Raw genomic sequence first — 12,767 nt, 5'->3', positions numbered from 1 at the left:
AAAAAGGACGAAGAGGAAATTGCCCGCCGACTACGCCCGACTGAACCACATTTCCCGGGTGCTTCTGACCGGCGCCCACTCGCTACAACGTCCCCACCAGGGACTGCAACTCACCCGGTTCCAACCGCGACTCCTGCGAGCCGATCGACATCCTGTTGCCGCGCCAGTCGGCGCTGCCGGCGAGCCAGCTGCGGATCCAGATGATCGGCAGCAGCAGGTCGCGCGTGAGCATGGCGGCGAGCGACCAGCGGGAGAGATGCCAGTTCTTGCGATGGACGAGCAAGAATTCCGGCAGGTAGGCGGCGGTGACGACAAGAGCGGCGATGGCAGGCAGGCTGTGGCCTGCCGCGACGGCGGCGATCGCCGACATGAGGAGCGGCGGCACGATGCCGGCCAGAACTTCCGGCGCGAAGAACTGCGGAAAGGTGACACGCCGCAGCCGCGCCCAGCGGCATTGCCGGGCCCATACCTCGCGGAACGTCCTCGTGCCGAGCGGCTGGTCGAACGGCGCGGAAACGAGGTGCACCTTCAGGCCGAGGCTTCTCACCAGCTTCGTTGCGGCCGCGTCCTCGGCGATCTCCGCCGCCAGCGCCTGGATGCCGCCATTGGCATCGAGCATGCTCTTGCGCCAGAGCATGCTCTTGCCCTGCGCGAAGCCGAAGCCCAGCGCCTCGCCGGCATATTGCCAGCGCGCCTGGTGGGCATTGAGGAAGGCGCATTCGACCTCGGCCCAGAAGCCATTCGGGCGTGAGCCGAGCGGGGTCGAGCAGATCAGCCCGGAGTCCGACCGCCACGCCGCCATCAGCCGGATGAGATAATCGGCCGGCATCAGGACGTTCGAGTCGGCGAGAACCACCCATTCATGCGCGGCCGCAGTCCAGCCCTTGACGCAATTGTTCAGCTTCGGATTGGCGCTGATCCGGTCGTCGCCAACGAGAATGGCCGCGGGAATGCCCGGGTGGCGCCGGCGGACGTCCTCGACCAGCGGGATCACCGCATCCTTCGCGTCGGCGACGCAGAAGAGGATTTCGTAGTTCGGCCAATCCAGCCGAAACGCGCTCTCGAGCGTCTCGCGGGAAAATTCCTCGCGGCCGCAGAGCGGGACCACAATGGAGACGGGAGGGCGATAGGTCGTGCGAGGCTGAGGGCCGAGGCGGGGCCAGATGCGCCAGCCCGCAATCATCAGGCTCAAGAGATTGATGGCCAGGAATGCACCGGCGGCGAACAATATCAGCATCATTTACCCGGTTAACGACCCGCGATTCCGAGGAAGTTGCGTTCCGGATAAACATCACCGGACGATGACAGGCGGATGACAGTCGGCGCACTTTTGGGGGTGGCAGAGGCGAACCCTCAGAGGGGGTTGGACACCCGGGTTCGAGCCGCTGCTGCGTGGACGATGGACTCTCTCTTTCGAGAGACGCCCCAAGTGCTGCTGCCACACCGATCGCCCAATTGAACAAATCCCCTGCCCGATTGGTTATATGTCTGCGCAGTGCGCCTTTTCAGGGCGCCCGACGGCCGCCGCTTGTTCCCTGCCCTGGCCTCGTACCGGAACAGGCAGCACAAGAATTGCGAAGACAAAGATGATGGATTTCGTCGAGACCATCAACGTCACCGCGGCGTCGCTCCAGAGGTTCGTGCTCAACGAGTGGATGCTCTATCAGTGCGCCGTGATCGTCATCGGCTATTTCGCTTGCGGCCTGCTCGCCAAGCGCCTAGAGCCGGCGCTCGAAGCCCGCGCCCGTATGATCAGGGGAAACCCGGACCTGCTGCGCGTCATCATCGCCTTCATGCGGCGGCTCAAATGGCTGTTCCTGATCGTCTGGCTGTGGATCGCCGATGTCATGCTGTCGCGCTACGGCTGGCCGTCCTATCGCTGGCTGGTGGGCACGGTGCTGACCCTCGTCGCCGCCTGGTTCATCATCGCGGTCCTGACCCGCATCATCCGCAACCAGACGCTGGCGCGCGTCGTCGCCGTCCTTGGCTGGCTCTACTTCGCGCTTTACGCGCTCGGGCTGGATCGCCCGGTGCTGACGGCGCTCGACAATGCCGCCGTCAATCTCGGTGCCGTTCGCCTTTCGCTGCTGCTCGTACTGAAGGCGATCGTGCTCTCCGCCGCAATGATCTGGCTCGCCGTTCTCACCGGCAACATGTCGTCGAACTGGATTCAGAAATCCGCCGACCTGACGCCGTCGCTGAAGGTGCTGATCAGCAAGCTGATCAAGATCGGGCTCATCGTGCTTGCCGGCATGATCGCGCTGTCGGCGACCGGGATCGATCTGACGGCGCTCACCGTCTTTTCCGGCGCCGTCGGCGTCGGCATCGGCTTCGGCCTGCAGAAGGTGGTGTCGAACTTCATCTCCGGGATCATCATCCTGCTCGACAAGTCGATCAAGCCGGGCGACACGATCACGCTTGGGGAAACCTTCGGCTCGATCCGCGACCTGCGCTCCCGCTTCGTCTCCGTCATCACCCGCGACGGCAAGGAATATCTCATCCCCAACGAGGACTTCATTTCCCAGCAGGTGGTGAACTGGTCGTTTTCCAGCGACTATGTCCGTATCGAGGTGAGTTTCGGAACCTCCTATGACAGCGATCCACATGAGGTTGCGCGGATCGCCATCGACGCCGTCAAATCGATCCCGCGGGTCGCCAGCGCCTATGCCCAGCCGGTCTGCTGGATGACGGGTTTCGGGGAATCGTCGCTCGATTTCAAGCTGCGGTTCTGGATCTCCGATCCGGCCAACGGGCTCACCAATATTCGCGGCGAAGTCCTCATGGCGATTTGGGACGCCTTCAAGGCAGCCGGCATTTCGATCCCCTACCCGCATCGCGAGATCATCATCAAGACGCCGTCCGAGGTTACCGGCGCAGAAGAGCCGACAACTCGCGAAACAGCCGCTCGTCCTCGCACTGTGCCACGTTGAAGCGCAGGAAATTGCCGGCCGTCTGCGCCTGGCTGAAGACATTGCCGGGGGCGAGCACGATGTTTCTGGCAAGCGCCCTTCTCGCGAGCTCCGCCGCATCGATACCGTCCGGCAGGCGGCACCAGACGAACATGCCGGCCTGCGGCTCGATCCAGGGCTCAATGTCGAGCGCCCGGAGCCTTCCGATCGTCTCGGCCATCGCCCGTGACAATCGCTGCCGCACCGTCTCCATGTGCTTGCGATAGCTGCCGTCCTTCAACAGCGTCAGCACCAGCTCGGCGGCAAATCCGGGACCGCCGAAACTGGTGGCGATCTTCAGGTCGGCGAGCGGCTCGATCCATTGGCGCGGCGCGGCGATGAAACCGCAGCGCACCGCCGCCGACAGCGACTTCGAGAAGCTGCCGATATGCACGACCCGCTCGAGCCCGTCGAAGGCGGCGAGCCGCGGTGCCGGCGCCTCCTCGAAATCGGCGAAGATGTCGTCCTCGACGATCGTCAGCCCCGCCTGGTCGGCGAGCTTCAACAGGCGGTGGGCGACAAGCGGCGAGAGCGTCGCGCCGGTCGGATTGTGGAGGGCGGAATTGGTGATGTAGAGGCGCGGCCGGTGTTCTTCGAGCGCCGCGGCGAAGCGCTCGATGTCCGGCCCGGCCGGCGTATTGGGAATGCCGACGATTTTTGCCTGATGCGCCCGGAGCAGCGCATGAAAATTGAAGTAGCACGGATCGTCGACGAGCACAGTTTCGCCCGGCTCGACAAGGAAGCGGCAGAGGAGGTCGATCGCCTGGGTGCCGGACTCCGTCAGCATGATCTGCTCCGGCGAGGCCTCGATGCCGTGCTGCGCCAGCCGGCGGGCGAGGAGCGCGCGCAGCGGCAGCAATCCGAGCGGCGGACCGTAGTCGACGAGCGTCGAGGCACTTGCCCGCGCGACCGTCCGCAAGGCCCGGCGCAGTCCCTCTTCCGGCATCCATTGGGCCGGCAGCCAGCCGCAGCCGGGCTTCAAGAAGTCGCCGTCCGCCTCGAGCGCCTGCCGCGAGATCCATAGGGGATCGACCTCGCGTTCTACCTGCGGGCCGATTTCGGCGAGCGACAAGGGCGCCAGCGGCGCGGCGACGAAGAAGCCGGAGCCCGGTCGCGAGCGGATCAACCCCTCCGCCGCCAGCCGCTCATAGGCCTCCACCACGGTCGACTTCGAAACCTTGAGGCTCGTCGCGAAGCCGCGGATCGACGGCAGCTTCGCGCCGGGCGTCAGGCTGCGGCCGGCAATCCGGTTCCTGATCGTCGCCATCACCCTTGCGATCAGCGTCTCGCCGTCGGCGTCGACAGTCTGCGGTCTCATCCGTACCGGTTCCTTCTACATGACAGTTCGGCGCAACTGTACTCCACCGTCTCTGGCAGCGCCAGCCGCCTCAGCCGATAGAGATGGGCCGATTGGGGCGAAAGGAGCATGGCATGGACAGGATCACGAGCGGCTGGATGAACGGCATGGCGGGCGTATTGATTTTCTCGGGCTCGCTGCCGGCGACGCGAATCGCGGTGATGGATTTCGAGCCGATCTTCCTGACGGTGGCGCGCGCGACGATTGCCGGGCTGCTCGCCTTCGGACTGCTCGTCGCCTTCCGCGAGAGGCGGCCCGAGCGTGGCGATCTGCTGCCGCTCGGCATCGTCTCGCTCGGCGTCGTCGTCGGCTTCCCGCTGCTGACGGCGCTGGCGCTGAAGCACGTGACCTCCGCCCACTCGATCGTCTTCGTCGGACTGCTGCCGCTCGCAACCGCGATCTTCGGCGTGCTGCGCGGCGGCGAGCGGCCGCGGCTGGCCTTCTGGTTGTTTTCCGGCCTCGGCAGCGCCATCGTCGTCGGCTTTGCGCTGCGCCAGGAGTTTTCGGCCTCGCCGGTCGGCGACCTCTTGATGCTGGCCGCCATTCTCGCCTGCGGTCTCGGCTATGCGGAAGGGGCGAAGCTGTCGCGCAAGCTCGGCGGCTGGCAGGTCATTTCCTGGGCGCTCGTGCTGTCGCTGCCCGTGATGCTCGGGCTGGCGCTTGCCACCCTGCCGCCGAGCTTCGGCGACTTGCGCCCCGCCTCCTGGCTCGGCCTCGGCTATGTCTCCGTCTTCTCGATGCTGGTCGGCTTCATCTTCTGGTATCGCGGCCTCGTCCAGGGCGGCATCGTCGCCGTCGGCCAGCTGCAATTGCTGCAGCCCTTCTTCGGGCTGGCCTTGGCGGCGACCCTTCTCGGCGAAACGGTGAGCTGGACGATGCTTGTCGCTACGCTGGCGATCGTCGGCTGCGTTGCCGGCGCGAAGAAATTCGCGAGCTAAGCGCGGCCGCAGAACCACTTCCGGGCGGTTGCGGGACCTACCGCTCGACCATCTCCCTAAAGCTGTGTCCTGCCTCGCGGCGGTCGATGTTAGTATCGCTGCGACGGGAACTTCCTAGCAGGCAGTGCGTTGGATCGGATGGGAAACGCGTCCGGCCTCGGACGATGGGGGAGGCAATCACCGATGATCAGACATCTACTCGTCGCAGCCATGCTGTCCCTTTCTGCGGGCGCGGCTCAGGCCGACGAATCGGCCTTTCTCGGATCGCTGGAGGGGCAGTGGACCGGCGGCGGCATGGTGAGGGTTCGTGTCGACAGGACGCCGATCAACGTCTCCTGCAACTTCGATTCGCAAGCGACCGAGGCCGCCCTATCGATGCGCGGCACGTGTCGCGGCCTGATCGTCGTCTCGCGCTCGATCGGCGCCGACCTTCAGTTTACCGGTGTCAACTATAGCGGCACCTATGTCGGGCCGAGCGGCCGCAAGTCGACCCTCACCGGCAAGCGGCGCGGCAGCGCCATCAACCTCACCATCCATTGGGCGCGCGAGGTGAACGGCGACCGCCGCGCCAACCTGACGCTGCAGAAGGTGGGCGACAACGGCATGAAGCTCGTGACCGTCGACGTCGATCCGCGCTCCGGCAACCGGGTCGTCACCAGCGAGATCAATCTGCAGCGGAAGTAGTTTGCCGGCGGCGCCCGGCGTGCAGCGAGCTCGTCGGTTGCGGTACGGTAGGGCTTCACCTTAGCACCTCATTCCTGTGCTCGTCACAGGAATCCAGCCAGCCAAGTCCTTGGCTGGAAGGCTCTTGCGCGCCGCAGGCGCGGCGCTGCTGTGACAAGCACTGTGATGAGGGGGTGCCGTCGCGTGACTGAACTTGAAAGCAGTATACTCGAGGCGCGGGACGTCAAATAACCCCCCAGCCGCGATAGCGTCCCCTGCCCGTAATCTCGCGCACGCCGAGTTCGCGCACGAGATTGAGCGCGCCGCGCTGGGTGACGCCGAGATGCCGGGCGATCATCGCCGTCGAGACCACCGGCCGGGAAAGCACGAGATCGATCAGCCCGGGCAGGTTGCTATTGGAGCGCCGGTCCTTGATCCGCATCTCCATCTGTGTCCTGGCGAGCGACAGCCGGTCGAGCTCCTTCAGCCCGAGATCGGCGGTCATCGCCATCGCCTCGAGAAAGGCGCTGAGGCGCGTGAGCCGGTCCTTCGAGCGACGCCGCTCGTGGCGGATGGTCTTCAGCCCGGTGTTGAAGGCCAGCACATGCGAGGCGACCTTGCCGCGATACCGCAGATAGGCGCCGACGAGCAGCGAGCCGAGCCAATGCTGGCGGCGCAGCGGCTCGATCCGCTCCCAGGCGTCGAAGAGGATGGCGGCGCCGAGGCCGGCGGGCAGCTGATCGGCAGCGGCGAGCACGCCGCGCCAGGCATCGAGCCGCGCCCCCTCGTCCCATTCCTCGTCGAAAAGCAGGCCAAGCTGGCCGGTCGGTTCCGCTACCGCCCTCTCCGCCGACAAGGTGGGGGCGGGCTCGGGGAGGCTGCCGGCGTGGAAATCCAGAAGCCGCTGCGACCGGGCGATTGCCGCATCGAGTTCGGCGAACTCGTCGGCGAGCGGATTTTCATCACGATCATCCGCACGTTCGGACACCGCGTCGGCGCTCGGCCGGGCGTTTGGCGGCTCCGGATACCCGTCATCCGCGGCGACGCCGCCCTGCTCTCCCCTCAGCGCATTCATGCCCGGCAAGGTCAATGCCCAGCCGGGCTCGGCCAGTTCCAGGCGGCGCCGCGCCCGCAGCACGCCATGGGCGATCGTCAATTCGTGAGAAGGCGCTCGCGCATCCATGTGCGAATCGTGTAAAACGAGATCCTCGACATGGACGAGTTCGCCTGCTACCCAGAGAGCCGCCGCCGCGTCGAAGAACTGTCCGCGTTCGCGAAACCCCTCGGCAACGGCATGGCGGGCGGCGCGTTCATCGAGCCGGGCAAGCCCGTCCTCCGCGGCGATCAGGCCCGGAAGCAGTGCTGGATGAAGCGGATCGGGTGTTTCATATCTCATTAAAAAGACGAAGCCTTTCGCTGAAACGGAAGCTAACACGCGATTTCTTTCCGTCACAGGGTGAGGCGACGTTGCCCACTGGAATTTCGTCAATCGGCAGGCGCCGGCTGGCCAATGGCCTATTCACGAGCTTGCACGGCCCTTGAGGCGGCGAACACCGGCCGCTGATCAAGTTGACACCTGTCAACAGCATCGGAGTACGGCCGGCGAAGCGGTTCGCGTCCAACGGAGCATTCCCGGCAAAACTTCTTCGCAGGTCTTCTGCCCTGCCTGCCGCTGTTGACAGCTGTCAACTTCCCCATCGGGTGCCGGCGGCAACTCCCCTCCCCCCGGCACCACGCGTCCCGACCCGCGCCGCCAGCTGCCGGCCTCGCGCCGCGCATCTTGCCATGGGTCGGCAATTCCTGCTTTAAGACGCCCGGGGCTTTTCCGGTGTTGCGCGTTTTCCGCAGGCACAGACATGAAAGAAGCGACGGTTCATGACAAGCGTTCTGGCAGCAAGCGGCGGCGTCAAGCAGGTGATCTGCATCAGTTGGGGCACCAAATACGGCGCGCCCTTCATCAACCGGCTCTATGCCATGGTGGCGCGCAACATCACCCCGCCCTTCACCTTCACCTGCTTCACCGACAACCGCGACAAGCTGCGCCCGGAAATTCTCTGCGAAGACCTGCCGCCGCTCGATGTCGAGATGCCGAAGAACACCAAGGGCATCTGGCCGAAGGCACGCCTCTGGGGCCCGAAGCTCGGCAGCCTCCAAGGGCCGGTGCTGTTCCTCGATCTCGATGTGGTGATCGTCGGCTCGCTCGACAGTTTCTTTGAGGTGGGCGGTCCGGAGGACGTGGTGCTGGCGGTCAACCAGACGACGCCTTTCGAACGGCTCGGCCAGACGTCGGTGTTCCGCTTCGCGGTCGGCAAGCTCGTGCCGTTGCAGGAGAGGTTCCGCGCCGATCCGCAAGGGGTCGCGGACGAATATCGCTTCGAGCAGCGCTTCGTCACGCGCAACGCGCCAGGCGGGGCAAAATTCTTCCCGCGCCGCCATGTCCTGCATTTCCGCCAGGATTGCCGCTGGCCGTTTCCGCTGAATTATTATCTGGCCCCGCGCCTGCCCGCCGACGCCCGTATTGTTCTCTTCCCGCGCGGGCTGCTGCCACAGCACGCGATCGACGGCCAGTTCGGTTATAAGGGCCGCGCCGCCACGCCGCTCGGCCACGTCCGCGGTCTGTTTTCTTCCGAGCGGCGAGAAAGAAACCCGTTCCGCTATCTGCGCCACTATATTCGACCGACCGGCTGGGTGGCCGAACACTGGCGCGAGTGATTGCCGGGTAAAGTTGACAGCTGTCAACAGGGCTTAGAGCCTGACGCTGTTTCGTCCCGCGTCACCGGTGACGAGGCTTTAACTCGGTCCCGGTCTCCAATTCTGCTTTCCGCAAAGCGGACCGAAAAGACGTGGACGACAACCTTCGGCGTGCCTGGGAAAGGGCCGAAAATCTTGAGCCGATGTAGCGGAAACAATTGGCGAGTTAGCTTCCGTGTGGTGAATCGGGGAGCTTTTCCGTCAATGAGTTATGATAGGCGCAATTTCGTTAAGAACAGGTGTCGAATTCCATGCGCAGATGATGGAGCATCCGCGAAATGCCTTCCTCCAGGCTGACGCCCGGGGCAAGCCCATAGGAGCGCTGCAAGGCCGTATCGCCGCAGCGATAGAAGACGCCTTCAGGGCGATCGCTGAGGCCGCTCACGACGGGGTTCCAGCCGATTTGACGGGCGATGATTTCCGCCAATTCCATGAAGGATGTCGCTCTGCCGGTCGAAAGGTTGAGGCTGGCGCCATCCGGCAAGAGTTCCTTGGTCTGCCAAATGAAATCGATACAATCCTCGATATGGATGAAGTCACGGCATTGCCGCCCCGAACCCCAGACGAAGACTTCCGCAGCACCCCTTTCATCCAGCAGGCGACGACAAATAGCGGGGACCGGATAGGCAAGGTCCTGATCTCCGCCATAGCCGCTGAACGGACGATAGGCGACTGCCCGGTTGCCGTAACGCTCGACATAAAGCTTCATCAGATATTCGCCGGTCAGTTTCGCCCAGCCATAACTGAGATCAGGAACGCCGATAGCCTCTTCGAAAGAGATCATATCTTCCGAAAGCAGCTGATGGTTGGCGACCGTCTGTAGCGAAACAGGGTAGGCGGCACTGGAACTGAAGAACACGACACAGCCGGGTTTGGCGCGTGTGGCCCATTTCCACAATTCGGCATCCACCGCCAGATCCTCGGCGACGTCGAGGGTGCGTGACTCCAGCGTGACACGGCCGCCGACCAGCGCGGCAAGGTGGAAAACATAGTCGAAATGTTGCAGAGGGCGGAAAAAGAAACGCCTACAATCTTCCTCGAAATACGCAAAGCGCGACCCGGGAAAGCGTTGCCAGAGGTCGGGATGCCTTGCCCCCGTGCCTTCGACGAGCGGATCGACGCACACGACATCCAACCCCTCGGTCAAAAGCCGTTTGATCAGATGCCTCCCGACGAACCCACAGCCTCCGGTCACCAAAGCCCGCGTCACGTAATGCCCCCTTTTTACTGAGCGAAAAGGCCGCTTCTGCCTGTATAGATATCGACCATGCGCCGGCCCCATTCTGCCTTGCTGGGCGCAATCCGCTGGCCCAGCGCGAGCGCGCCTTCGCAAAGTCTCTGCATCAGTCTGTCGTCATCAGTGCTCGCCAGGCGTTCGGCCAGCGAGCCGGCATCACCGCTTCTAAAGACCAGGCCGGCGCCGTTCCGCTCTACTTCGGCGGCAATCAGCGCATTGCTGCTGATGATGACGGGAATGCCCGACATCAGCGCCTCGGCGGCTACCAGCCCATAGGGTTCGGGCATGCGCGACGGCATTATGAAGACGCGCGCTTCCCCCGCCAGCGTCGTCACCTCTTCATCGGCCAGCCAGCCTGGCACCCAACAATGCGGCAAAGCCCGCTGCATTTCGTCGAGCAGCGGTCCGCGGCCGATCAGCGTCGCCGTTCGCCCGGTCTTGTTCAACGCGTCGGCGAGCGTGCGGACGCCCTTTTCCCAGCACATGCGTCCCAGGAAGACGGTACGATGATTGCGCCAGGCCTCCACCGGCGTCGGCGTCAACGGCTCAGTCGGTGTGCGCAATGTCGTAAAATGTTGCAGCGGTCCCGAATGCAAAAAGGGCTCCATGCTTTCATGGGCCAGCACAATGCCGACGCGGCTCCAAAACTCCTCGCCGACGCCGCGCTGGGTAAGAGTGCGGCGAAAGCGCCAGAGTTTGTGGAGATAGTTTCGCTTGTCGCAATTTGTCGTCAGACATGCTGTCGACAGCGGGCGGACATCGCAGACAGTGCCGCTCTGGAAATTGATGAGCCCTCCGTTCGGACAACTCAGGAAGAAATCATGCGCTGTGACGATGACCTTGGCCTTGTGTTTGGCGAGTGCGTAGAAAATCGACGGCGAGAGAATCTGCGACCAGCCGTGCACATGCACGACGGTCTCCTCGTCCGTTTCCTTCAGTAGACCGTCGAGCGCATCGTAGGCATGCTTGTTGTAATTCTTCTCGAAGACGTCGGTGAAGGTAGGACCGTCGCGAAGGGGTCGTTCGCCTAGCGCAACCGTCCGGATGCCGGTAAAGCGCGGCATTAGCCCTTCGCCGTCGTCGCCGACAAGGACGGCGCAATTCAGCCCTGCCTGCCTGCTCGCATCGATGCACTGCAATGCCACTTTGGTCGCACCGCCGCGAATGATGGAGACATCGTTGACAAGAATGAGACGCATCGAACCCGGCACTCACTAACCCGTATTGCTGGGACCGGCGGAAAGGGATTCACCTTTTACAGCATGCCCCTGGCGGTATTCAGCGGCCTATTCCGGTAAAATTCAATTACTCCTTTCGCACTAAGGCGAGTGGTCGCATGGCAGACGCGAGTAGGTTTGAACCGAGCTACCTACGCCACTGCATGTTTCCTTAGATCGGCCCATTTTCGGGAAAGCACGATGCGTGGTTTCAAAGAGTTACAGCCTCGTCCTTTGTACGTCCTGCGATCCCTTTTAGGCCGCCCTCCTTGCCTGGGACAAAGCGCCAATCATCGGTGCCAGCGAAAAGGCCTGCTGCCTTGCGCGTCGGGTGAGATCCCTGAGATAGCCTCCCGGCGAATTGATCCGATCGGCTCTTTCGAGAATGCAGGCCATGACCGTTGCGGCATTCTCGTAGCCGAGCACCGCGCAGGCATCCTCATAGGCATCGGCGCTCACCTCGAGCATCGTGCGGACCACGATTGCCGCGGTCATCAGGTCGTTCCAGTTCTGCACGCGGCCGGATGGTCCATAGTCGGCAATTTGCGGGCAGGCTTGAAGCACCGCAGGCAGGGGTATTTGCCGGCGAAGCCGGTCGACAGGTGCGGCGGGCGGAAGGGAGCTGTTTGGCAGCCGGGGAGAGGCCTCGTCTCGCCATCGCTGTTCAGGTTCTCCCGTCCGGTCATGGCTTTTCGTTCGGTAGGAGTTGTCCGCCAAGTCGACCTCCCCACCTTTTCCTAAGCCCGGTTCAGATTCAAATTGGGAGTCTGGGTCTGAATTCTGTTTGTGGCATCCATCCTGGTGATCATTGGCGGCCGTTTTTTCTGAATTCAGCAACGTTTCCAATCGATTGGTGAGGCTGCCGCGGAGCTTTGCGAGTTTCTCGAGAAGGGCTTCGAAGACTCCGGCCGGCGCCTTGCGCGGCAAGCCGGCGATCAGATGCTGAAACTCGGACTCGAGTCCCAAGCAGTCAGCATCCGGGCTGATCTCGCGGCTGAGCTCGAGCAGCTTTGTTATGTCGCGTCGGCAGAGGCTAAGACGCTCGCGAACGAGCCGGAGGTGCTGCTGTTCGGCGGCAAGCTTTGCCGCAGCGCCCCTGAACTCGTCGGCCCGGGCGATCAGCGGTGCGAGGTCGAAACCGAAAGCTTCGCCGATTGCGCCATTGCGGCTTTTGCGGGCGTAACGCTTACCGTTCGGGCTGTCACGCCGGACGATCAGCCCCGCTTCGACCAGGCAGGCGAGATGCCGGCGGAGCGTCGTTCCGGCCATGCCGTGGGTGCGAAGCGAAAGCTGCGCATTCGAGGGAAACACGACGAGGCGGCTTTCGCTCGAGAGTTCGGCAGCGGGGTAGAAGCTCAGGAGAGCATTGAGGACGGCAAGCGATCGATCCGAGATGCCGATCTCGGCCTTCGCCTCACAAACCGTGCGAAACAATTTCCATTTGTCGACCGACTGCTTCGGCGGAATATCGCCGGCAGCGATCTGCCTTGCGAGCATGCCAAGCGTCATCGCCCGGCGCCCGAAAGGCGTCGTCACATTTCCACGCTCCATTTTTCTTTACCTTTTCCAAGGCAAAAGAAATCCGTTCGCCGACACGACGTCAAAAACGCTTGACACTGATTCGCGGAAATGGGAATCTCTAGTTGCTACACGAGA

General features: G+C 63.4%; 10 protein-coding genes. 4 read left to right on the top strand and 6 right to left on the bottom strand.

What is annotated here, in order from left to right:
* Nucleotides 1-82 precede the first annotated feature (82 nt).
* Nucleotides 83-1,240: a ceramide glucosyltransferase gene (locus tag ATC00_RS12335; RefSeq protein ID WP_064252969.1), complete on the bottom strand. Its 1,158-nt coding sequence runs from the start codon at nt 1,238-1,240 to the stop codon at nt 83-85.
* Nucleotides 1,241-1,589: 349 nt separating this feature from the next.
* On the opposite strand from ATC00_RS12335, the gene ATC00_RS12330 reads away from it, so the two are divergent.
* A complete protein-coding gene (locus ATC00_RS12330; protein WP_064253072.1) occupies nt 1,590-2,930 on the top strand; it encodes a mechanosensitive ion channel family protein in 1,341 nt (446 codons plus the stop codon).
* Here ATC00_RS12330 and ATC00_RS12325 read toward each other — a convergent pair.
* On the bottom strand, nt 2,866-4,266 hold the full coding sequence (locus ATC00_RS12325; protein WP_064252968.1) for an aminotransferase-like domain-containing protein: 1,401 nt from the start codon (nt 4,264-4,266) through the stop codon (nt 2,866-2,868). The genes ATC00_RS12330 and ATC00_RS12325 overlap by 65 nt on opposite strands.
* A gap of 113 nt (nt 4,267-4,379) precedes the next feature.
* On the opposite strand from ATC00_RS12325, the gene ATC00_RS12320 reads away from it, so the two are divergent.
* Nucleotides 4,380-5,243, top strand: a complete 864-nt coding sequence (locus ATC00_RS12320; RefSeq protein WP_064252967.1) for a DMT family transporter — start codon at nt 4,380-4,382, stop codon at nt 5,241-5,243.
* A gap of 183 nt (nt 5,244-5,426) precedes the next feature.
* Entirely contained in the window at nt 5,427-5,927 is a 501-nt protein-coding gene (locus tag ATC00_RS12315; RefSeq protein WP_037390016.1) for a hypothetical protein, read from the top strand.
* A gap of 223 nt (nt 5,928-6,150) precedes the next feature.
* Here the strand turns inward: ATC00_RS12315 and ATC00_RS12310 are convergent, their stop codons facing one another.
* Nucleotides 6,151-7,302 carry an RHE_PE00001 family protein gene (locus ATC00_RS12310; RefSeq protein WP_064252966.1) on the bottom strand — a complete coding sequence of 384 codons (1,152 nt, stop codon included), beginning with the start codon at nt 7,300-7,302 and terminating at the stop codon, nt 6,151-6,153.
* Between the two features lie 479 nt (nt 7,303-7,781).
* Between ATC00_RS12310 and ATC00_RS12305 the strand changes: the two genes are divergently transcribed.
* Nucleotides 7,782-8,618, top strand: a complete 837-nt coding sequence (locus tag ATC00_RS12305; RefSeq protein WP_064252965.1) for a hypothetical protein — start codon at nt 7,782-7,784, stop codon at nt 8,616-8,618.
* 268 nt (nt 8,619-8,886) lie between these two features.
* Here ATC00_RS12305 and ATC00_RS12300 read toward each other — a convergent pair whose 3' ends face one another.
* From ATC00_RS12300 to repC, 3 genes are all read right to left on the bottom strand, one after another.
* Nucleotides 8,887-9,867: an NAD-dependent epimerase/dehydratase family protein gene (locus ATC00_RS12300; RefSeq protein WP_064252964.1), complete on the bottom strand. Its 981-nt coding sequence runs from the start codon at nt 9,865-9,867 to the stop codon at nt 8,887-8,889.
* Nucleotides 9,868-9,881: 14 nt separating this feature from the next.
* Complete coding sequence (locus ATC00_RS12295) at nt 9,882-11,093, bottom strand: glycosyltransferase family 4 protein (protein ID WP_064252963.1); 1,212 nt, start codon at nt 11,091-11,093, stop codon at nt 9,882-9,884.
* Nucleotides 11,094-11,366: 273 nt separating this feature from the next.
* Nucleotides 11,367-12,662 carry a plasmid replication protein RepC gene (gene repC, locus ATC00_RS12290; RefSeq protein WP_064252962.1) on the bottom strand — a complete coding sequence of 432 codons (1,296 nt, stop codon included), beginning with the start codon at nt 12,660-12,662 and terminating at the stop codon, nt 11,367-11,369.
* Nucleotides 12,663-12,767 lie beyond the last annotated feature (105 nt).

Source organism: Sinorhizobium americanum, from assembly GCF_001651855.1.
Lineage (GTDB): Bacteria > Pseudomonadota > Alphaproteobacteria > Rhizobiales > Rhizobiaceae > Sinorhizobium > Sinorhizobium americanum.
This window is presented reverse-complemented; position numbering and strand designations above follow the sequence as displayed.

Bases quoted from the DNA above. Each gene is read 5' to 3' on its own strand.
- ATC00_RS12325 (WP_064252968.1), bottom strand. From the start codon at position 4,266: ATGAGACCGCAGACTGTCGACGCCGACGGCGAGACGCTGATCGCAAGG.
- repC (WP_064252962.1), bottom strand. From the start codon at position 12,662: ATGGAGCGTGGAAATGTGACGACGCCTTTCGGGCGCCGGGCGATGACG.
- ATC00_RS12310 (WP_064252966.1), bottom strand. From the start codon at position 7,302: ATGAGATATGAAACACCCGATCCGCTTCATCCAGCACTGCTTCCGGGC.
- ATC00_RS12295 (WP_064252963.1), bottom strand. From the start codon at position 11,093: ATGCGTCTCATTCTTGTCAACGATGTCTCCATCATTCGCGGCGGTGCG.
- ATC00_RS12305 (WP_064252965.1), top strand. From the start codon at position 7,782: ATGACAAGCGTTCTGGCAGCAAGCGGCGGCGTCAAGCAGGTGATCTGC.
- ATC00_RS12315 (WP_037390016.1), top strand. From the start codon at position 5,427: ATGATCAGACATCTACTCGTCGCAGCCATGCTGTCCCTTTCTGCGGGC.
- ATC00_RS12335 (WP_064252969.1), bottom strand. From the start codon at position 1,240: ATGATGCTGATATTGTTCGCCGCCGGTGCATTCCTGGCCATCAATCTC.
- ATC00_RS12330 (WP_064253072.1), top strand. From the start codon at position 1,590: ATGGATTTCGTCGAGACCATCAACGTCACCGCGGCGTCGCTCCAGAGG.
- ATC00_RS12320 (WP_064252967.1), top strand. From the start codon at position 4,380: ATGGACAGGATCACGAGCGGCTGGATGAACGGCATGGCGGGCGTATTG.